This window comes from Nocardioides dongkuii (genome assembly GCF_014127485.1).
GTDB classification, from domain to species: domain Bacteria; phylum Actinomycetota; class Actinomycetes; order Propionibacteriales; family Nocardioidaceae; genus Nocardioides; species Nocardioides dongkuii.
Genome location: NZ_CP059903.1, coordinates 1,693,579 through 1,714,687, shown reverse-complemented (window position 1 = coordinate 1,714,687; position 21,109 = coordinate 1,693,579). Strand labels below are relative to the sequence as shown.

Annotated in this window: 18 protein-coding genes; 8 read left to right on the top strand and 10 right to left on the bottom strand. The window is 72.2% G+C overall.

Features of this window, described 5'->3' with window-relative positions; all coding sequences use genetic code 11:
• The first annotated feature begins 6 nt into the window (after positions 1–6).
• From H4O22_RS08335 to H4O22_RS08325, 3 genes are read left to right on the top strand one after another with little or no spacing between them, the layout of a single operon-like run.
• Positions 7–1,128 (top strand): sensor histidine kinase, encoded by a 1,122-nt coding sequence (locus H4O22_RS08335; protein WP_182526534.1) that lies wholly within the window; start codon positions 7–9, stop codon positions 1,126–1,128.
• Positions 1,125–1,805, top strand: a complete 681-nt coding sequence (locus H4O22_RS08330; protein ID WP_182526533.1) for a response regulator — start codon at positions 1,125–1,127, stop codon at positions 1,803–1,805. Before H4O22_RS08335 ends, H4O22_RS08330 begins: the two co-directional genes overlap by 4 nt.
• Positions 1,806–1,865: 60 nt before the next feature.
• Complete coding sequence (locus H4O22_RS08325) at positions 1,866–3,188, top strand: polysaccharide deacetylase family protein (protein ID WP_182526532.1); 1,323 nt, start codon at positions 1,866–1,868, stop codon at positions 3,186–3,188.
• A gap of 51 nt (positions 3,189–3,239) precedes the next feature.
• Here the strand turns inward: H4O22_RS08325 and H4O22_RS08320 are convergent, their stop codons facing one another.
• The 8 genes from H4O22_RS08320 to H4O22_RS08285 form a co-directional block, all read right to left on the bottom strand.
• A complete protein-coding gene (locus H4O22_RS08320) occupies positions 3,240–5,807 on the bottom strand; it encodes a cation-translocating P-type ATPase (protein ID WP_182526531.1) in 2,568 nt (855 codons plus the stop codon).
• A gap of 64 nt (positions 5,808–5,871) precedes the next feature.
• Positions 5,872–6,888 carry an alcohol dehydrogenase AdhP gene (gene adhP / locus H4O22_RS08315; protein WP_182526530.1) on the bottom strand — a complete coding sequence of 339 codons (1,017 nt, stop codon included), beginning with the start codon at positions 6,886–6,888 and terminating at the stop codon, positions 5,872–5,874.
• A 101-nt stretch (positions 6,889–6,989) separates the two neighbouring features.
• Positions 6,990–8,702, bottom strand: a complete 1,713-nt coding sequence (locus H4O22_RS08310) for an AMP-binding protein (protein WP_182526529.1) — start codon at positions 8,700–8,702, stop codon at positions 6,990–6,992.
• A 112-nt stretch (positions 8,703–8,814) separates the two neighbouring features.
• Complete coding sequence (locus H4O22_RS08305) at positions 8,815–8,991, bottom strand: hypothetical protein (protein ID WP_182526528.1); 177 nt, start codon at positions 8,989–8,991, stop codon at positions 8,815–8,817.
• A gap of 242 nt (positions 8,992–9,233) precedes the next feature.
• Positions 9,234–9,650 (bottom strand): Hsp20/alpha crystallin family protein, encoded by a 417-nt coding sequence (locus H4O22_RS08300; RefSeq protein ID WP_182526527.1) that lies wholly within the window; start codon positions 9,648–9,650, stop codon positions 9,234–9,236.
• Entirely contained in the window at positions 9,647–10,147 is a 501-nt protein-coding gene (locus H4O22_RS08295; protein WP_182526526.1) for a DUF1269 domain-containing protein, read from the bottom strand. Before H4O22_RS08295 ends, H4O22_RS08300 begins: the two co-directional genes overlap by 4 nt.
• A 37-nt stretch (positions 10,148–10,184) precedes the next feature.
• Positions 10,185–11,525 carry an amidohydrolase gene (locus tag H4O22_RS08290; protein WP_182526525.1) on the bottom strand — a complete coding sequence of 447 codons (1,341 nt, stop codon included), beginning with the start codon at positions 11,523–11,525 and terminating at the stop codon, positions 10,185–10,187.
• Between the two features lie 58 nt (positions 11,526–11,583).
• Positions 11,584–11,817 carry a hypothetical protein gene (locus H4O22_RS08285; RefSeq protein ID WP_182526524.1) on the bottom strand — a complete coding sequence of 78 codons (234 nt, stop codon included), beginning with the start codon at positions 11,815–11,817 and terminating at the stop codon, positions 11,584–11,586.
• Positions 11,818–12,089: 272 nt separating this feature from the next.
• Here H4O22_RS08285 and H4O22_RS08280 point away from each other — a divergent pair, with 272 nt between their 5' ends.
• Both H4O22_RS08280 and H4O22_RS20745 read left to right on the top strand, forming a co-directional pair.
• Positions 12,090–12,770 carry a response regulator gene (locus tag H4O22_RS08280; protein ID WP_244963160.1) on the top strand — a complete coding sequence of 227 codons (681 nt, stop codon included), beginning with the start codon at positions 12,090–12,092 and terminating at the stop codon, positions 12,768–12,770.
• 161 nt (positions 12,771–12,931) lie between these two features.
• The gene (locus tag H4O22_RS20745) at positions 12,932–14,635 is read left to right on the top strand and encodes a GAF domain-containing sensor histidine kinase (protein WP_182526523.1); all 1,704 of its coding nucleotides are present in this window, start codon (positions 12,932–12,934) and stop codon (positions 14,633–14,635) included.
• 3 nt (positions 14,636–14,638) lie between these two features.
• Here the strand turns inward: H4O22_RS20745 and H4O22_RS08270 are convergent, their stop codons facing one another.
• Positions 14,639–15,553 carry a universal stress protein gene (locus H4O22_RS08270; RefSeq protein WP_182526522.1) on the bottom strand — a complete coding sequence of 305 codons (915 nt, stop codon included), beginning with the start codon at positions 15,551–15,553 and terminating at the stop codon, positions 14,639–14,641.
• 41 nt (positions 15,554–15,594) lie between these two features.
• Positions 15,595–17,124: a YfcC family protein gene (locus tag H4O22_RS08265; protein WP_182526521.1), complete on the bottom strand. Its 1,530-nt coding sequence runs from the start codon at positions 17,122–17,124 to the stop codon at positions 15,595–15,597.
• A 165-nt stretch (positions 17,125–17,289) separates the two neighbouring features.
• Between H4O22_RS08265 and H4O22_RS08260 the strand changes: the two genes are divergently transcribed.
• Genes H4O22_RS08260 through arcC form a run of 3 tightly spaced genes read left to right on the top strand, consistent with a single transcriptional unit; the run spans position 17,290 to position 20,496 of the window.
• On the top strand, positions 17,290–18,513 hold the full coding sequence (locus tag H4O22_RS08260; protein ID WP_182526520.1) for an arginine deiminase: 1,224 nt from the start codon (positions 17,290–17,292) through the stop codon (positions 18,511–18,513).
• A gap of 5 nt (positions 18,514–18,518) precedes the next feature.
• Positions 18,519–19,520 carry an ornithine carbamoyltransferase gene (argF, locus tag H4O22_RS08255; protein WP_182526519.1) on the top strand — a complete coding sequence of 334 codons (1,002 nt, stop codon included), beginning with the start codon at positions 18,519–18,521 and terminating at the stop codon, positions 19,518–19,520.
• Position 19,521: 1 nt separating this feature from the next.
• Entirely contained in the window at positions 19,522–20,496 is a 975-nt protein-coding gene (gene arcC, locus H4O22_RS08250; RefSeq protein ID WP_182526518.1) for a carbamate kinase, read from the top strand.
• Positions 20,497–21,109: the final 613 nt, after the last annotated feature.

Genomic DNA, 21,109 nt, shown 5'->3' with positions numbered 1-21,109 from the left:
GGCAGCGTGGCGACGACGTGGGCCCGGTTCGTCGCGTCGAGCCGGATCCTCGACGTGGTCGTCATCGCGCTCACCCTGATGATCGCCGCGTTGGCCTTCCGCCAGGGCGAGCCGTTCGAGCCGTCCCCCGTCAGCCTGGGCGTCGTGCTCCTGTGCTGCCTGGCGATCGGCTGGCGACGGCGCTACCCCGAGCTGGTGCTCGGCATCGCCGTGCTCGCCCTCGTGGTCGCCGCCCAGCCGGCGCCGCTCATGCTCGCGGCGGGCACCGTGACCGAGGTGTACGGCAGCCGACCCCGGACCTGGGTCGTCCTGGCGGTCGCCTCCGTCCCGACGGTCCTGGAGATCGCCGAGAGCACGCGGCTGCTGGGGACGGCGCTCATCTGGAGCGGGCTCGTCGCGCTCCCCGCGACGGTCGGCCTGTACCTCAACTCACGGCAGCAGGCCGTCCAGGCCGCCGCCGCCCGCGCCGAGCAGCTCGCCGAGGAGGCCCGCCAGGAGGAGCGCACGCGCATCGCCCGGGAGATGCACGACGTCGTCGCCCACCAGGTCAGCCTGATCGCCCTCCACGCCGGTGCCCTGGAGCTGACGCTCGAGGGGCAGGACGCGGCGGCGTCCGCGCAGGCGATCGGGAGGACGGCGAGGCAGGCGCTCGAGGAGCTGCGCAACGTCGTCAGCCTGCTCCGCACCGGCGAGGACGCCGCCGCCGAACGCGCGCCCCAGGCGTCGGTCGACCAGCTGGGCGCGCTGCTCGAGGAGTGGCGCGCCGCCGGGGCCCACGTCACGCTGACGGACCGCACCCCCGCGGCGTTCCTCGACGCGTGCCCGCCGCCGGTCGGACGGACGGCGTACCGGGTGGTCCGGGAGGCCCTCACCAACGTGAGCAAGCACGCGCCGGGGTCGAGCGCCGAGGTGGAGCTGGCCGAGGTCGACGGATCGCTCTCCGTGGTCGTCCGGAACTCGGCGGGCACAGCCGCCCCGTCGTCCCGCGCCGCGAGCGGCTCGGGCACCGGGCTCTACGGGCTCCGCGAACGCGTCGAGCTGCTCGGCGGGACCTTCGAGGCAGGCCCGGACGGCCACGGCGGGTTCCGGGTGTCGGCGCTGCTCCCGGCGTACGGTCGTGAGCTGTGACCACGCCGGAGGAGCCCGAGCGCCCGCGGATCACCATCCTGCTGGTCGACGACGAGGCCCTGGTCCGAGCGGGGCTGCGGATGATCCTGTCCAGCGCGCCCGACCTGGAGGTCGTCGGGGAGGCCGAGGACGGGACCGAGGTGGTGGACCGGGTCCGCGCGCTGGCACCGGACATCGTGCTCATGGACATCCGGATGCCCAGGGTCGACGGGCTGCGCGCGCTCGCGCTCGTCCGTGCGCTCCCCCACCCCCCGCACGTGGTCATCCTGACCACCTTCGACGTCGACGAGCACGTGTTCGAGGCCCTGGAGAACGGGGCCGCGGGGTTCCTCCTCAAGGACACCCCGCCCCAGGCGCTGATCCAGTCGATGCGCACGGTGGCGTCCGGCAACGCCATCCTGTCCCCCACGCTCACCGGCCGGCTGTCCCGCACCTACGGCCGGAGGGTGCCCGACGACCTCCGCGGCCGCATGGCGACGCTCTCGGAGCGGGAGCTGGGAGTCCTCCGGCTGATCGCCCAGGGCCTCTCCAACGCCGAGATCGGCAGCGAGCTCTTCCTCAGCGAGGCCACCGTGAAGGCCCACGTCACCCACATCCTGACCAAGCTGGGCGCCGCCAACCGGGTGCAGGTCGCCATCGCGGCCTACCGGGCCGGGCTGGTCGACGACGAGGGCTGACCCGCAACCTCCCCCTCCGGGTTCCTGGTCTCCCGCACGCCCGCGGGCGATCATGACGAGATGGACCCTGCGCCCCCCGGAGATGCCGACGGAGATGTCGACGACGGCGAGGTCGACCGGCGCGCGCGCACGCGTCGCCGAGGGGTCCTGGGCGCCGTGGTCGCGACCGCCGCCGGGGCAGCGGTCGCTGCACCGATCGTGGCCGAGGACCGGCTCGAAGGGTGGGCCGAGGACCGTGAGCAGGGTCTGGACCGGGTCACCCCGATCCGGGTCTCGCGCCGCGCCTCCGGGCTGCTGACCGACACCTCGAGCGACTTCGTCGACTGGTTCGGCGAGGGGGAGGTCAGCAACGTGGCGGAGGCCAAGGCCGGCACCGGATCGGTGCGGGTCGTCACCCCCCGTGACTCCGAGGCGGTCGCGAACGCGCTGCGCGAGTTCGACCCGGTCGACATGTCCGGCAGCCACCTCAAGCTGTGGGTGCGCGTCGACGACTGGGACGCCCTCGGTGCCAGCCAGGTCCGGCTGCAGTCGACGGAGACGGCGTTCTTCCACGTCCAGCTCGGCGCGGCGATCGCCCGCCCGGCCCGGGTCGACGGCGAGTGGACCGAGGTGGTGCTGCCGAGGTCGGCGTTCACCGGCCGGGAGGGCGAACCTCGATGGTCGTCGATCACGGCCCTCGCCTTCACCGCGTGGTCCCCCGTCGGGACCACGGTCGAGCTGCTCGCCTGCCAGGCGGTACGGGTCCCCGACTCCCCGGCGCCCGGGGTGGTCTCCTTGACCTTCGACGACGGATGGGCCAGCCAGTACCGCGCCGCGCAGCTGATGGACCAGCACGGGTGGGTCGGGACGGCGTACCTCATCTCGGAGAGGCTCGGCTCCCCCGGCTACCTCACCTACGAGCAGGTGGAGGACCTGCACGACCGCGGCTGGGACATCGGCGGGCACGACGACGTCCCGCTGCGCTCGCTGGACGACGCCGAGCTGCTGGAGCGGGTCGGTGCGAGCGCGGCCTGGCTGCGGGAGCGGAACTTCCGCGGCCGACAGCACTTCGCCTACCCCAACGGGTCGGTCGACGATCGCGTGGCTGCGGTCGTGCGCCGGTTCTTCGTGACCGGCCGGACCATCAACCCGGTGAACCAGTCCCTGTCCTGGGTGCAGGAGCAGCGGCTGACCGGAGTCTCGGTCTTCGCCGACCAGGCCGAGTCCGAGGTGCGCGGGATGGTCGACGCGGCCGCCGCCGACGGCGACTGGGCGAACCTCGTCTTCCACAAGATCGGCGACGAGGGCGACGACCTCTCCTGGACCGAGGAGCGGTTCCGGTCCTTCCTCGAGTACGTCGCCGCGTCCGGCGCCGTGGTCCAGCCTCTCGGCGGGGTCCTCTGACCGGACTCGCACGCGGTGCCGCTCGTCCCTGCACCGCGGGCTCGGTGCGGCTCAGCGGCTGAGGGCGGCGGGAGCGTCGCGCCGGAGGGTCTTCGCCGCGGCGTCCACGAGGACCAGGACCACCGCGGCGCACAGGGCCAGCACCCAGCCGAGCGCGGAGGGCCACGTCCCGCCGAGCAGGTCGGCCACGGGCGGGACGCCGACGAAGACCAGCAGCAGCACCAGCTCGGCGGCGACCGCCCCCAGCAGCAGCCGGTTGGACGTGAGCGCGACCCGCCAGACCGGGCGGGTCGTACTCCGGCAGGCGAAGGAGTTCGCGATCTGGCAGCAGGCCACCGTCGCGAACGCCGTGCCCGAGGCCGTCGCGAGCAGCCCCGGGTCCGGGGCCTCCCCCCACCGCCAGCCACCGTCGACCAGCACGACGGCGAAGGCGCCGAGCGAGAGCACCGCCTCGGTCAGGCCGAGGACCAGGAAGGCCCGCAGCAGGAGCGCGCGGTCCACGAGGCGGCGACGACGGGTGCCCTGCATCACGCTGTCGCGTGCCGGCTCGGCACCCAGGGCGAGCGCAGGAAGCATGTCGGTGCCGATGTCGAGCGCCAGGACCTGGAGGACCCCGAACGCGAGCGGGAAGCTGCCCCCCGTGAGCGCCCAGAGCGCGAACGGTGCGAGCTCGGCGACGTTGTCGGTGAGGTGGAAGGTCAGGAAGCGGCGCACGTTGGCGAACGTCGCCCGGCCCAGCTGCACGGCCGCCACGATGGTGACGAAGTGATCGTCGAGCAGCACGAGGTCCGCGGCCTCACGGGCGACGTCGCTGCCGCTGGCACCCATCGCGACCCCGACATCCGCGGCCCGCAGCGCCGGCGCGTCGTTCACGCCGTCCCCGGTCATCGCGACCACGTGCCCGCGGCCGCGGAGCGCCACCGCGATCCGGAGCTTGTCGGCGGGGGCGGCGCGAGCCACGACGGCCCCGCCTGGGGTGTCGAGCAGGGCGGCCAGCGCGGCGTCCGAGGCGGGGAGATCGGGCCCGTTGAGGACCACCCCGTCGTCGGTGAGGAGTCCCACCTGGGTGGCGATCGCGCGGGCGGTGCGCGGGTGGTCCCCGGTGATCATGGCGACCCGGATGGCGGCGGCACGGCACCGGTCGAGCGCCTCGGCGACGTCGGGCCGAGGTGGGTCCTGGAGTGCCAGGAGGGCGACCAGCCGCAGCTCGTGCTCCATCGCGTGGTCCGGCGCACCCGCCCAGGTCCGCTCGGCCGCAGCCACGACGCGGTAGCCACGGTCGGTCAGGGCGGCGAGCTGGCTCACGAGGTTCTCGGGCGGCTCGACGCAGCGCGCGATGACTGCTTCCGGGGCGCCGAGGACGCTGACCCGGCCGTCGTGCAGGTGGGAGCTGAGCATCCGGTCGGGCGTGTACGCGAGACGCTCGCCGGCACCGGAGGGCGCGGGTACGCCGGCGCGCAGGGCGAGGGCGTGGATCGCGGCCTCCATCGGGTCGCCCTCGGCGACCCAGGTGCCGTCCGGGCCGCGCGAGACCCGTCCGGTGACGCAGGCCAGGGCCGCGGCGGCTCCGCGTCGCGCGCGCTCCACGGCCTGCGGGCTCCCGTCGAGCGTGCCGTCCGGCGAGTAGCCCTCGCCGGCGATCCGGACCGTGCCCGCGGTGGTCGCCACCGCCACGACGCTCATCCGGTTCTGGGTCAGCGTGCCGGTCTTGTCGGTGCAGATGAAGGTGGTCGCGCCGAGCGTCTCGACGGCGTCCAGGCGCCGGACCAGGGCCTGACGCCTCGCCATGAGCTGGGCGCCACGGGCCAAGGACAAGGTGACCGTGGGCAGCAGCCCCTCGGGCACCAGGGCGACGCTGACCCCGACGCCGAACAGGAACGCCTCGGTCAGGCCCAGACCCAGGAGCACCGATCCGATCCCCAGGGCGACGCCGGTGCCGGCGGCCACGATCGCCACCACCCGCACGACGCTGCGGAGCTGCACGGTGAGCGGGCTCGGCGGACGGGTGGCGGTGTCGGTGAGCCGGGCGATCGCGGCGAGCGCGGTCGCGGAGCCGACTGCAGTGACGCGAGCCGCCGCGTCCCCCTCGAGGACGAAGGTGCCCGACCGGATCTCCTCGCCGGTCGAGCGCGGCACCGCCGCGCTCTCGCCGGTGAGCATCGACTCGTTCAGCGTGAGCCCGTGCCCGCTGAGCACCTCCATGTCGGCACCGACCCGGTCGCCGGCCTCGAGCAGGACGTAGTCGCCCACGACCAGGTCCGTGACGTCCACGCTGACGGGCCGACCGTCCCGCACGACCCGGGCGCGGACAGGGAGGAGCGAGCGCAGCTGCTGCGCCGACCGGTCCGCCCGGAACTCCTGCCAGAACGCGAACGCGCCGTTGAGCAGCACGATCGTGACGATCGCGACCGCCAGCTGCGGCATCCCGGCGAGCAGGGCGAGCCCGGCAGCCACCCACAGGAGCAGGGCCAGCAGGTGGGTCAGCTGGGCGGCGAACAGTCGCAGCGGGTGCGGTGCCCGTGGCTGGGGCATCTCGTTCCGGCCGTGCGCGGCACGTGCCCGCTCGACGGCATCGCCGCGGAGGCCTTCGGCCGCGTCGGGGAGCGCGTCGCGAACCATCGCGTGCTCCCCCTTCCGCGGGCACGCTGGACTGCGCGGGTGCGCAGCCCCGCTGGTGGGGTCCTCAGAGCTCGAACACGAGGCGCGCAGGCGCCCGGCCGGCGAGCACGTCCTCGATGCACTCGTTGACGTCGTCGAGCGAGCGGGTCTCCGCGATGACCCGGGTCCGGCCCAGGGCGTGCAGGTCGAAGACCTCGGTGAGGTCCTGGCGGGTGCCGACGATGGAGCCGATGACCGAGATGCCCTTGAGGACGGTCGGGAAGATCGGGAGCGCCATCGGCCCCTCGCTCTCGGGAGGCAGACCGACGCACACCAGCCGTCCACCGCGCCGCAGGGAGGCGAAGGCCTGCTCGAAGACGGACGGGATCACCGCGAGCACGATCGCGACGTCCGCCCCGCCGAGGGCCTCGATGGCCGCGACCGGGTCGCTCGTCGCGGCGTTGACCACGTGGTCGGCGCCCAGCTCCGCGGCCAGGTCGAGCTTGGCCTGCTCGACGTCGACGGCGATGACCGACCCGCCGACGATCCGGGCGTACTGCAGGGCCAGGTGGCCCAGTCCACCGATGCCGAAGACCGCGACGCGCTCGGTGGGCTGGATGTGGGCCACCTTCACCGCCTTGTACGTGGTGACCCCGGCGCAGGTGAGGGGCGCGGCCTCCCGGGCGGCGACGCCGTCGGGGACGCGCACGACGTAGGTCGCGTCGGCGACGGCGTACTCGGCGAAGCCGCCGTCGACGGAGTAGCCGGTGTTCTGCTGCTCCTCGCAGAGCGTCTCCCAGCCGGTGATGCAGTAGCGGCAGTGCCCGCAGGCGTGACCCAGCCACGGCATCGCGACCCGGTCGCCGACGGCGCGGTGGGTGACGCCCTGGCCCAGCGCCTCGACGATGCCGACCCCCTCGTGGCCGGGCACGAACGGCGGACTCGGCTTGACCGGCCAGTCCCCGTGGGCGGCGTGGATGTCGGTATGGCACAGGCCGGAGGCCTCGAGGCGGACGAGCACCTGGCCGGCCGCGGGGGCGGGGACGGGACGGTCTTGGATCTCGAGCGGTGCGGAGAAGCTGGTGACGACTGCGGCCTTCATGACGTGTCCTTCGAGGTGCCTCGCGGGTGCGCTTCGGTCACCTCGAGCCTGCTCGGGCCGGACGCCGCCCGGCAGGGCCGTAGGTCCCGGGCCTGCGGGGCCTACTCGCCGGTGAAGCGCTCCTGCACCTCGCGGCGGAGCACCTTGCCCATCTGCGAGCGCGGCAGGTCGTCGACGACCTCCACCCGGCGCGGGAGGCCGTAGCGGGCCACCCGCTGCTCGGCGTACGCCCGGACCTCGTCGAGCGAGGGCGCCGGGGCACCGGGCTCCAGCACGAGCGCCGCCAGCACCTCGTCGCCACCGCCGGCCACGGGCATGCCGACGATCGCCACGTCGGCCACGCCGGGCATCGTGCGCAGGTGGTCCTCGACCGCCGAGGGGTACACCTTGAACCCACCGACGATGATCATCTCCTTGACCCGGTCGACCAGGCGCACCCAGCCGGTGGCGTCCACCTCGACCACGTCGCCGGTGCGCAACCACCCGCCCTCGAGCAGCTGCTGGGCGGTCTCCTCGGGGCGGTTGAGGTAGCCGGCGAACACCTGCGGCCCCCGCACCAGCAGCTCGCCCCGCCGACTGCCCTGCTCGTCGGGGTCGACGTCGCGGGTGGCGTCCTCGAGGTCGACGACGCGCATCTCGGTGTTGGGGAACGGGACGCCGAGCGTGCCCGGGCGGCGGGTCGGGGCGGCCGGGTTGCCGAGCGCGATCGGCGCGCACTCGGTCATGCCGTAGCCCTCGATCAGGAGGCCCCCGGTCAGCCGCTCCCAGCGCTCGACGACCGACGTCGGGATGGGCATCGCCCCGGCGAAGGCGAGCCGGACCTGGCGCAGCCCGTCGCTCGGCGGCTTCGACGACGCCTCGGCGGCGGCGGCGATCCGGTCGAACATCGGTGCGACGCCGCCCATGAACGTCGCCGGACGACGCTTGAACGCGGCGAGCACCGTCTGGGGCTCGAAGTTCGGGAACATCACCAGCGTGGCCCCGATGTAACCGGACAGGTTCAGGCAGAGGGTCAGGCCGAAGACGTGGAAGAACGGCAGCACGCCGTAGACGGTCTCCTCGCCGTTGCGGAACCCGACCCAGGCCTGGCCGTGGACGAGGTTCGCCACCAGGTTGCGGTGGGTGATCATCGCCGCCTTGGGCGTGCCCGTCGTGCCGCCGGTGTACTGCAGCAGCGCCAGGTCGTCCGCGCCGACCTCCGCCGTCGGCACGTCGTCGGGTGCGCGGCGGGTCAGGGTGTGCCAGTCGGGCACGTCCGCGGGCACCGTGCCGAGCAGGGCGTCGCGCTTCTCCCGCGCGGGACGCACGGGGAGGCGCAGCAGCAACCGCGCGCGCAGCGGGAGGTCGCGACTGACGTCGACGCTGACCACCGCTCGCAACGCCGTCCCGGCTCGGGCGGCGAGCACCCGCTCGACCGCCTTGTGCCACACCAGCGCATGGGTGGCGCCGCAGTCGGCGAGCAGGTGCTCGAGCTCGGCGACCGAGTACGTCGGGTTGAGCTCGACCACCACCGCGCCCAGACGCAGCGCCGCGTGGTAGGCCACCAGGTGGCTCGGGCAGTTCGGCAGCACCAGCGCGACCCGGTCGCCGGGACCGACCCCGAGGTCGCGCAGCGCCCCCATCCCCCGTCGTACCGCCCGCTCGGTCTCCGCGAAGGTGGCGGTGGCGCCGAGGAAGTCGGTCGCCACCCGGTCCGGCCACCGCTGGGCAGCGCGGGCCAGGCCCGCGGTGATGGGCTCGTCGGGGATGTCGATCTGGACCGGGACGCCGGGGCCGTAGTGGACCGCCCAGGGATGATCGCCGAGCTGCTGCATGGTTCCTGTCTGAGACTGAGGGGCCGGAGGCCGGAGGGGCTCTGGTGTCCCCTCGATTCTAGGAGCCCGGCCCCGGCTGCCCGCGGCCTCCCCCGGCACGACGGCGGCGTGGCTACGAGCCGGCGAACGCGGCGAGGAGCCACGTGACCGCGCTCGACAGCACCATCCCGATGGTGCCCCCGAGAGCGACACCGATGCCCAGGAGGAGCAGCAGGGTCATCACCGTGCCGATGCTCCGCTTCCGCTCGAGGAAGCCGGCAGTGACGGGCGGACGTTGGCTCGTGGTCATCTCACGACGATCGCCCGGCCCGCGCCGGTCGGGCAGTGCCTGTCGGCACCGGGTCGTCGTGACCAACGGCCCCGGCATCCCGACCGTCGTCGACACGCCGGCCAGGCTGGACACGCTGGGGACGGGACAGAACCGTGGCGCCCTCCCTGCTGGGAGGACGCCACGGCCGGGTGGTGCCACGCGCGGCGATCGCGTGACGCCCGCTCTGGTGCTCGCCGTTCGCGAGCTCTCGGGTCGCAGACCTAGTCCTTCTCGGACTTCTTCGAGCCCGTGGTCACGGGGATGGTCTCGGCCTCGGACCCGGTCGTCTCCGGCATCGAGACCGTCAGCACGCCGTCGACGTAGTCGGCCGAGATGTCCTGGGCCCGGGTGCCGGGCGGGAGGGGGATCACCCGCGCGAAGCTGCCGTACCGGATCTCGGTGCGGTGCCGCTCGCGCTTCTCGGCACGCCGTTCACCGCGCAGGTGGAGCATGCCGCCGTCCACCGACAGCTGGATGTCTCGCTGCGGGTCGACTCCGGGGATGTCGGCGCGGATGATCCGGCGGTCGCCTTCCACCCACTCCTCGACCCGCACCTGGGGGTCGAGGGCCGTGGCCCCCATCCAGTTCGTCAGCTCGGTGAGCAGCGACGGGCTCTCCCGCCGGACCTGGATGCTCATGCGACGTCGTCCTCGAGCATGGTGCGCAGGTTGGCCTCCTGCTCGGCCGACAGGTTCGTCTCGATCAGCTCCCCGCGGATCCCCTGCTCGCGCAGCTCCTTGTGCACCCGGTCGACGACGGCACTGGAGGTGAGCACGAAGAGGGCCGAGGTGCCGGGGGTGACCTTCTCGCGCACCGAGTCGATGAAGTCGTCGTCGATGCCGATGTCGGTCAGCGAGGCGACCAGGGCGCCCGAGGCCGCTCCGACCACGAGCCCGATGAGGGGGATGAAGAAGATGACGCCGAAGAGCAGCCCCCAGAACATCCCGCCGAGCGTTCCCGTGGCCAGCAGCGAGTTGGCCTGGTGGGTCTTGGGCTTCTTCTTGCCCTCCTCCCAGGAGACCGTCGCTGCGTCGACGACCTGGATGAGCTCCTGCTTCTGGAGGGCGAACAGCGCCTCCTCGGCCTTCTTGGCGCCGTCGGGGCTGTCGAACTTCCACACTGTCAATGTCGCCATGCTTGCTCCTTCATCGTTGGGTTCAGGTCGGGTTCGGTCACAGCTGCCGCACGGCGCCGTTCGCCGGTTCACCGGCGACCCGGCTCTCCGTGGACCGTCCGTTCGGGGCCGCGCGCCCGTGGGCGACCGTGCTCCGGACGGGGGGCAGCCAGGTCTTGGCGGCCGTCACCAGGGCGCCCACCCCCATCGGCAGCGCGATCTCCACGGCCGGCGCGTACGCCGGCGAGTGGTTGCTCGGCACGTGCTGCAGCGCCGGGCCGCTCAGGTCCCCCGCCGTGAACAGCGAGGGATCGGCGGCACCGAGCAGCCAGAAGGCCAGGGGGGCACCGGCGTTGGTCGCCAGGATCCCGACGTCCTCGCTTCCGGCCCCGGCGCCGGGATCGACGATCCGGTCCTCGCCGATCCAGCCGGCGAAGCCGCGGAGCGTCCGCTCCAGCGCGCTCCGGTCGTTCACCACGACGGGGAACCCCTCGGTCCTGGTGATCACCGGCGGCTCGGGCGCTCCCGCCATCTCCGCGGCGGCTCGGGCGATGCGCTCGACGCTGTCGAGGACGTGCTGCCTGACCGCCTGGTCGTAGCTGCGGATGTTGAGCTGCAGCTCGGCCTCGCCGGGGATCACGTCGGCGGCGTCACCCGCGTGGATCGAACCGACGGTCAGCACCGCCGTCTCCGTGCTCGGGATCTCGCGGGAGATGATGGTCTGCAGGCGCAGCACGGTCTCGGCCGCCATCACGACCGGGTCGATCGAGTCCTGCGGCATCGAGCCGTGCGCCCCCTTGCCGACCAGGCGCACGCGCAAGGAGTCCGAGCTCGCGTAGGCGGCGCCCGGGTGGGCGGCGATGGTGCCGGCGGGCAGCGGGGCGACGTGCTGGCCCAGCACGACGTCCGGCACCGGGAACCTCCCGAACAGCATGTCGTCGACCATGGCCTGGGCGCCCGCGCCCAGCTCCTCGGCGGGCTGGAACACCAGCACCAGGGCGCCCGACCAGCTCGACCGATCGGCGGAGAGCACCCGGGCCGCCCCCAGGAGGCAGGTCATGTGGAGGTCGTGACCGCAGGCGTGACTGACCGGCACGAGCGTGCCCCGGGCGTCCCGCATGGTGTCGGTGCTCGCGTAGTCGAGTCCGGTCTCCTCCTTGACGGGCAGGCCGTCCATGGCCGCTCGGAGCAGGGCGGTCCGCCCGCGTCCGTTCGACAGGACGCCGACGACTCCGGTGCCCCCGACGTCCGTGGTGACCTGGAAACCCAGGCCGGTGAGGGTCTTGCTCACGACGGCCGCGGTGCGGTGCTCCTGGAACCCGAGCTCGGGATGCCGGTGGAGATCCTGGTAGAGCTCGCGGAGCGCGCGATCGAGACGGGGTCGTTCAAGCGCTGTCATGGTCACGCCCTTCGAGGTCGAGGAGGTTCGGGTCGCAGCGTGGGAGCGGTACGGGCGGTCAGGCCGACGCCACGTGGCTCCTGGTCCCGCTCCAGCGGCCGCTGATCAGGCGCCGGGCGATGGACTCGCACAGGGCGAGGGCATCGTGCTGGTCCGACGTGGTCTGGACGACGAGCCGGTTCGCGCGGTGGACGATCCCGAGGATCTGTCCCGGCGGCATCGTGTCGCCGAACTCGAGCACCAACCGATCGGCGAGCCCGACGATGTCCTGGTGGTGGGTGACGGCGTCCATGCTGTTCTCCCTCGGTGGGCGGAAGGCGCACTACCATGGTGGGACGGCGTCCGGGACGAGCGCAGGGTCAAACGGCATCGGGCCGCCATGACTTCTGGCCGATCTCTCGCTGCTGAGCAGACGGCGCCGCTCCCGACCGGCTTCCGTACCGCATGGCCGCAGGTCAGTGCGGTGAGGGACGCGTTGCAGCTCCCCGCTAGGGACCAAAGTCCCGAAAGTCCGATGCCACAGGACCGAGCAGGACCACGGCACCCGGACGTACTTTGGGCAGCATGCAGGAGCAGATGCCAGGCCCGATGATCGGGCCGAAGCGACAGATCACCGTCTTCCTGCTCGATGACCACGAGCTGGTCCGGCACGGGGTCCGCAGCCTGCTCGAGCGGGACGGCGACATCGTGGTCATCGGGGAGTCGGGACTCGCCCAGCAGGCGGCTCATCGGATCCCCGCGCTTCGTCCGGACGTCGCGGTCCTCGACGTCCGGCTCCCGGACGGCACCGGCGTCGAGGTCTGCCGACAGATCCGGTCGGTCGATCCCGGGATCGCGGCGCTGATGCTCACCTCCTTCGAGGAGGACGAGACCCTCTTCGCCGCGATCATGGCCGGCGCGGCCGGCTACGTCCTCAAGGAGGTGAAGGCCGGAGACCTGGCCGACGCGGTACGGCGCGTGGCGGCCGGCCAGTCGATGCTCGACCCGGCGCTCACGTCCCGGGTGCTCGCGCGCCTGCGCGACGGCCCGCCGGTCAACCCGCTGACCAGGCACCTCACGCCGAAGGAGCGTCAGGTGCTGGAGCTCGTCAAGGAGGGACTGACCAACCGCCAGATCGCCACGCGGCTGAACCTGAGCGAGAAGACCGCGAAGAACTACGTGTCCACCATGCTCGGGAAGCTCGGGGTGACGTCGCGGACGCAGGCCGCCATCATCGACACCCATCGCGACACCGATCCCCGATGATCGGGGGTCTCGCGACCCCGCCGGGGGCACGGCTGGTGAACGGCAGGTTAAAGCTCTTCCGGACTGTCCTCGAACCGGGTTGCCCGACGCCGAAATAGGACACAAGGAAGTGTCCGGGGGGGATTTCACATCGTTGAATGACTCGCGGCGGAGGAGCAGGCATGCGATACAGCTCGGGCAATTTCGACAAAGGTCCTCGTCCGTCGGTCGACGAGGCGCCCACCTTCGACGACCTGATGATCATGGCGACGAAGGCATCCCCCGCCGCCCCGCTGGAGGGGTCCCAGCGGTTGCTCGACGCCGTGGCGAGCCTGTCGTCGGGCCTCTCCCTCGATGACACGCTGGCGCGGATCCTCCAGGCGGGGGTCGAGCTCACCGGAGCCAGGTACGGCGGGCTGACGCTCGTCGACTGGGACGAGGAGCCCCCGCTGCGCCTGTCGTTCACCGTGCGCGGCGCCACCGCGAACGCCGGCCCCCAGCTCAGCGACTGGCCGCCCGCACCGGGCGTCCGGGCCGAGGCGGTCGACCTCCCCGCGGCCCCGGAGCCGGACGAGGTCCTGGCGGGACAGGAACCGCGCCGCCCCGGCGACCGGCACGTCCCCATGGAGGCAGGGATCCGGGTCGGCGACCGGGTCCTCGGCGCCCTCCGCCTGGCCGAGAAGGTGAAGGGCGCGGCGTTCACCGAGGAGGACGAGCGGATGGCCTCCGCACTGGCCGGCGCCGCGGGGGTCGTCATCGAGAACGCCAGGCTGCGCAAGGAGGCCGCGCTCCGGGAGGGCTGGCTGGCGTCCACCGCCGACGTCCCCCGCTACGAGCCCGACGACACGGCACTGCAGCTCGTCGCCGACTGGGCCCGCGAGATGGCCGGCGCCGACGTGGCGTGGGTGGTCGCCAAGTCCGACCAGGGAGGTCTGCGGCTTCGGGTCGTGTCCGGCTTCGACGCCGACCCGGACGCCATGTCCGTCCTCGACTTCCGCACGTCGCTCGCGCGCTGCGCCGCGGCCAGCGGGCGCACCCTGAAGGTCAAGAACATCTCGAAGCACCGCCGCGCGGTCGATGTCTCCGCCGCGCTCGGCTTCGGGCCCATGGGTCCGGGCCTGGTGGTGCCGATCTGCAACCCGCTCGGCCTCCAAGCGGTGATCACGCTGGCCTGGAGGGCCAGCGCCGACCCGGCGTCCCGTCCCGAGGACGACGCCTCGCTGCCGACCACCCTCGCCGAGCAGGCGCCGTTGGTGCTCCGGGTGGCCCGGACCGGGCAGGACGAGCAGCGGCTGGCGGTGATGCAGGACCGGGACCGCATCGCGCGCGACCTGCACGACCTGGTCATCCAGCAGCTCTTCGCCCTGGGGCTGGAGCTGCAGGGGATCTCGTGGCTGCGCGATCCCGACGAGATCGCCCGGAGGCTCGACAGGACCACCGACGAGATCGACGCGACCATCCGCGACATCCGGCGCACCATCTTCAGCCTGGGGTCGATGGACGACGACCCGGACCCGCAGGACGCCGTCGTGGAGCTGGTCGAGCGTGCGGCTCGGACGATGAAGGTGCACCCCACCCTGGAGTTCCGCGGACCGATCGGATCGGTCATCGACAGCAGCCTCCTCCCGGACGTCCTCGCCGTGCTGAGCGAGGGGCTGTCGAACGTCGTCCGCCACGCCCACGCCGCGTCGTGCTCGGTCGAGGTGAGCGTCGTCGACGAGGTCGTGGTCCGGGTGACCGACGACGGCACGGGCATGCCCGATGCGGTCCACGAGAGCGGACTGGCCAACGTCCGGCGCCGCGCGCAGCGGCGCGGTGGTCACCTCGGCGTCACCTCGTCCCCCGCCCACGGGACGAGCCTGGTCTGGTCGGTGCCGATCAGCTGACCCTCACTTCACGAGGTCCCCGGCCTGCTCGAGCACCAGTCCGGGGACCGCGGTGAGGCCCTCGGGAGAGATCACCCGCACCGGGCACTCGGCGCCCCGCAGGACGGCGCGTCCGGTGCCGCCGAGCGTGCCGCGCTTGAGCCCGTGGACCCGACGGACCAGCACGAGCAGGTCCGCCGACCGGGACGCCTCCACCAGCGCGTGCACCGGCTCCTCGTGGACGATCCGCAGCTCGACCTCGACGTCGGGGTAGCTGGTCCGCCACTCGTGCAGCAGCAGCTCGAGCGCCGCCGCCGTACGCCGGGCCGGCTCCGTGGGGTCCACCCGGGAGAGGATGATGTCGTCGTACATGTCGGGCAACCGCCACGAGTGCAGGACGACCAGCCGGGCGCTGTGGGTCTCCGCCTCCGCGAACGCGTCGGCGAACAGCTCCGCGGCGCCGGAGGCCATCTTCAGCGCCACGACCACCTCGCCCCCGTCCTCCCGGGGTTGCCAGTCCGCCGGCACGACCACGACCGGGCACGGCGCCCGGGTCGCGACGCCGATCGCGGCGTTGCCCTTCACGACGCCCTTCAGCACGCTGCTGTCGCGACCGACGTACAGCGTCGCCGCGTGCTCGCAGGCCTCGGCGAGCTGGCTCGCCACGCCGCCGCGGCGCAGCTCTGTCTCGACCTCGACGTCCGGCGCCATCGCCGCGACCTCTGCGGCCGCGCGGACCAGGAGACCCGCACCGCGACTGTCCAGGTCCCTCCCGACCAGCGCGTCCACCGGGACGAGCGCGAAGTGGTCGGGCACGACGTGAACCAGGCGGACCGACGCCCCCAGCTGGCGCGCCTCGGCGACGGCGGCACGGACCGCGCCGTCGGCGGCGGACGAGCCGTCGACGCCGACGAGCAGCGGCAGGAGAAGGGTGCTCAACTCGTCCTCCTCCTCGGATTCATCCACGGCGGGCTCTCGCATCAGAGGGAGGCGGCGATGGCGATCATCGCCGTGGTGAGGACGAGGAGGATGCCGACCAGGGGCAGCACGAAGCGCAGGTACTGGTCGTACCGGACCTTGGCGAGCGCCAGGCCGCCCATGACGACCGCCGACGTCGGCGTGACCAGGTTGACGATCCCGGACGCCGATTGGTAGGCCGTGACGACCATGGCCCGGCTGACACCGGCGAAGTCGGCCAGCGGAGCGAGGATCGGCATCGCGAGGGCGGCGTGCCCCGAGGACGAGGGCACCAGGAACGCCAGGGGCAGGTTGATCAGGAACATCAGCGCGCCGAAGACCCCGGAGTCGGTGTTGCTCACGATGTTCTCCATCGAGTGCAGGATCGTGCCGGTGATCTCGGCGTTGTTCATGATCACGGTGACGCCACGCGCCAGCACGATGATCAGGCCGACGCCGATGAAGTCGCCGGCACCGCGGACCAGCGAGTCGGTGAGCCCCTTCTCCCCCAGTCCCCCGATCAGGCCGACGAGGATGGACATGACGATGAACAGGGCGGCGAGCTCGGGGAAGTACCAGTCCAGCTGCCAGCTGTAGCTCTCCGCGTTCGGCCCGCTGATGACCTGCGCCCACGGCACGATGGCGAAGATCATGAAGGCGAACGTCAGTCCGATCGTCCACAGGACCAGCTTCTGCCGCCCGGTCAGCACGACCTCCTCGCGGAGCCCCTGGGCGCGCAGCTCGTCGTCACCGGCCGCCGGCGTCGTGCCGGAGGCACTGGGGTCTGCCTTCACCTTGCGGGCGTACCGCAGCACGTACCAGATGCCGACGGGCACCAGGAGCACGTACATGAGGAACCGGAAGCCGATGCCGTCGCCGATCGAGATCCCGGCGGAGTCCGACGCCACGCCCGTGGCGAACGGGTTCACGGTCGAGGCGAGGACTCCGATCCCCGCCCCGACCATGATGACCCCGGTGACCACGAGCCGGTCGTAGCCCAGGGCGAGGATCAGCGGGATGACGAGGGCGTAGAAGCCGAGGGTCTCCTCCGCCATCCCCTCCGTGGTGCCGCCGATGGAGAACAGCACCATCAGGACGGCGATCAGCACCGGCCCGCGGGTGCTCATCCGCTGGGCGATCCTGGCCACCCCGTTGTCGACCGCGCCGGTGGTCATGCAGATCGTGATGAAGATGCCGATCGCGATCACGAACAGGAAGACCCCCGCCGCGCCGTACAGCTCTCCGACTTCGTACGGCCCGATGAAGCCCTCGTCGTTCATCACGCCGTACAGGCCGTTGACGGGCGCCAGGAAGAGCTGCATCAGGCGGTCGGTGAAGGACAGCGGGTCCTCGGTCCGGGCGTAGCTGCCCGGGATGGGGGCGCCGGTGTCGGGGTTGTCCTCGTAGCTGCCCGTGGGGACGACGAAGGCCAGCAGCCAGACCGCGATGGTCACGACGAACAACACCGTGAACGCGCTGGGGAACCTGAACTCCCGGGACTTCTCCGGCTCCGTCGGGGGCGCGTCGGATGAAGGTGCCGCGTGTCTGGCCATGGGGTTCCTCTGCTCGGTCCGACGAGTGGGGCGCCTCCACGAAACCCCGGTCCCGCTCCCCCCTGGACCTGCCGGTTGACACTCGGGCCTATGACTTTCGGCCCCTCCAGCGGGGGCGGTGCGGGGCGCACTGTGAGGCATGACGACAAGCGAGAGGAACCGGATATGACCCTGCACGTGGACTCTGAGGTCGGCCGTCTGAAGCAGGTGATCCTCCACCGTCCGGACCTGGAGCTGAAGCGGCTCACGCCAAGCAACCACGACGAGTACCTCTTCGACGACGTCCTGTGGGTCAAGCACGCGAAGCTCGAGCACGACGCGTTCGCCGAGGCGCTGCGCGAGCAGGGCGTGAAGGTGCACCTGCTGAACCAGCTCCTCAGCGAGACCCTCGCGGTCCCCGAGGCGAGGAAGTTCATCCTGGAGCAGTCCCTGAACGAGCTCGTCTACGGCCCGGTCGCGCTGGAGAGCCTGCACCGCGCCTTCGGCGCGATGGAGGACACCGAGCTGACGACCTACCTGATCGGCGGCATGACCAAGCGCGAGCTGCTGGAGCGGGTCGAGGAGCCCCCGTCGCTGGTCGTGCACGCGATGGACCTCGACGACCTGCTGCTCCCGCCGCTGCCCAACCACCTGTTCACCCGCGACACCTCCGCGTGGATCTTCGACGGCGTCTCCATCAACGCCATGCGCAAGCGGGCCCGCGCCCGCGAGACGATCCACTACGAGGCGATCTACCGCTGGCACCCGCTCTTCGCCGACGCGTCGTACCACGTGTGGGCCGAAGGCACCGTCAACGGGACGGCGACGACGGAGGGCGGCGACATCCTCGTCCTCGGCCGCGGCGTGGTCCTGGTCGGGATGAGCGAGCGGACCACCCCGCAGGGCGTCGAGCGGCTCGCCCGCCGGCTGTTCCGGACCGGGAGCGCGACCAAGGTCGTGGCGCTGTCGATGCCCCACAGCCGGGCGTTCATGCACCTCGACACGGTGATGACGATGGTCAACGAGGACACCTTCACCAAGTACGTCGGCCTCGGGATGCTGCCGTCGTACACCATCGAGCCGGGCGACGCCGAGCACGAGCTGCAGGTCACCCCACATCCGGCCGAGGACATGCACCAGGCGATCGCCCGGTCCCTGGGCCTGGACTCGATCAACGTCCTCACCGCCACGCAGGACGTGCACGCGGCCGAGCGCGAGCAGTGGGACGACGGCTGCAACGTCCTGGCCATCCGGCCCGGGGTGGTCGTGGCCTACGAGCGCAACGTCACCACCAACACCTACCTGCGCAAGAAGGGCGTCGAGGTCATCACGATCAAGGGCAACGAGCTCGGGCGCGGGCGCGGCGGTCCGCGCTGCATGTCGTGCCCCATCGAACGAGAAGGGATCTGAGGAGCATGGCGTTCAACCTGAGGAACCGCAGCTTCATCCGGGAGCTCGACTTCACCCCCAAGGAGTGGCGGTTCCTGCTCGACCTGGCGGCCGAGCTCAAGCAGGCCAAGTACGCCGGCTCGGAGCAGCCGCGGCTGAACCGCAAGAACATCGCGCTGATCTTCGAGAAGACCTCGACCCGGACCCGGTGCGCGTTCGAGGTCGCCGCGTTCGACCAGGGGGCGCGGGTGACCTACCTGGACCCGAGCGGGTCGCAGATCGGCCACAAGGAGTCGATGGAGGACACCGCGCGGGTGCTCGGCCGGATGTTCGACGGCATCGAGTACCGCGGAGCCGCCCAGCACAACGTCGAGACCCTGGCGGCGTACGCCGGGGTCCCGGTCTGGAACGGGCTGACCGACGACTGGCACCCGACCCAGATGCTGTGCGACATGCTCACCATGCGCGAGCACAGCGGCAAGCACGACGAGGAGATCTCCTTCGCCTACCTCGGCGACGCCCGCAACAACATGGGCAACTCCCTGCTCGTCACCGGCGCCATGATGGGCATGGACGTGCGGATCGTCGCGCCGGAGACGCTGTGGAACGAGACCGGGATCATCGACGAGGCCCGCCGGATCGCGGACGAGACCGGGGCCCGGATCACCCACACCGAGGACGTCAACGCCGGCGTCGCCGGCGTGGACTTCCTCTACACCGACGTGTGGGTCTCGATGGGCGAGCCCAAGGAGCTGTGGGCCGAGCGCATCCAGCTGCTCAAGGCCTACCAGGTCAACATGGGCGTGCTGAAGGCGACCGGCAACCCGAAGGTCAAGTTCATGCACTGCCTGCCGGGCTTCCACGACCGCCACACCAAGGTGGGCGAGGAGCTCTACCAGGAGACGGGGATGGACGCCCTGGAGGTCACGGACGAGGTGTTCGAGTCGGGCAGCTCGATCGTCTTCGACCAGGCGGAGAACCGGATGCACACGATCAAGGCCGTGCTCGTGGCCACGCTGGGCGGCTGACGTGCGCGTCGTCGCCACCCTGGGTGGCAACGCACTCCTGCAGCGCGGCCAGAAGCCGGACGCCGACGTGCAGGAGCGCAACGTGCGCCTGGCGGTCGCCGCGCTCGCGCCGCTCGCCGCGGACCACGAGCTGGTGCTCACCCACGGCAACGGGCCGCAGGTCGGCGTGCTCGCGCTCCAGAGCGCCTCGGACCCGCGCCTGACCACGCCGTACCCCTTCGACGTGCTCGGTGCGCAGACCCAGGGGATGATCGGCTACTGGCTGCTCCAGGCGATGGAGAACGAGCTGCCGGGCCGGCAGGTCGCCGCGATCATCAACCAGACCCTGGTCGCCGCGGCCGACCCCGCGTTCGCCGACCCGACGAAGTTCGTCGGCGAGATGTACACGGAGGAGGAGGCGCACCGGCTCGCCACCGAGCGGGGCTGGACCGTCAAGCCGGACGGCACGGGCTGGCGCCGGGTCGTGGGCTCCCCCCGCCCGCACCGGGTGATCGAGACCCGGCTGATCCGGCTGCTGCTGCAGAGCGGAGCCATCGTGGTCTGCGCCGGCGGAGGCGGGGTGCCGGTGATCCGCAACGAGCGCGGTGAGCTGAGCGGGGTCGAGGCGGTCGTCGACAAGGACCTCACCAGCTCGGTCCTCGCCGAGGCTCTCGACGCGGACGTCCTCCTGGTCCTCACCGACGTCCCCAGCGTGATGCGCGACTTCGGCACGCCGGACCAGCAGCCGGTGCGGCAGGCGACCCCCGGAAGCCTGCGCGCCCTGGACTTCGCGGCCGGGTCGATGGGGCCCAAGGTCGAGGCGGTCTGCCGCTTCGTCGAGCTCACCGGAGGGATCGCGGCCATCGGCCGGCTGGAGGACGCGCCCGCGATCCTGCGCGGGGAGGCGGGCACGGTGGTCACCCCCAGCGGGTCCTTCCACGGACTGCCCAGCGTCGGTCCCAGCAACCCGGACACGGTGCGGGTCGCGGTCTCCTGAGCCGTCCGACCACCAGGCGCCCGCCCCGTGCACCGGGGCGGGCGCCTCGGGCTGTCGCGACGGCGGTGAGGACCGGGAGGGGCGAGCCGACCCCACGGAGCATGACGAAGTGCCCCCTGCCGAGCAGGCCAAAGCAACTCGTGCCGGCAGCGGACCGAGGCCACCGTTGCCGGGGTGAAGCCACTTCGTCGCGCCCTCCGCGGCCGCCCCCGTCACGCCAGCTGCCGCCACTGTGCGGAGCGCCTGGTGTACGGCGAGGACGTGGGCTGGTTCGACCCCGACGCCGCTCACACCTACGACATCTGTCCCCGGGACCCGTACGGCAACCACGAGTCCCTCGCCCGAGGCGCCCCGAGCATGTCGCCCCTGCTGCGCCGTGCGTCCCGCGGACAGGATTGACGTCACCCCACGCCGCCGCCTGACTCTGCCTCGGACGGCTCTCGGGGGATAGTCCGGCACGTTCCGGTTGCCGACGGCCGCCGTACCCGACCGAAACGTGCCGGACTACCTCGGCAACCCATGGGCGGGATAGTCCGACACACCCGTGCTGTTCTGACGCCCGAGAACGACACGAGTGTGTCGGACTACCCCGATCCCGGGGACAACGCCGCTC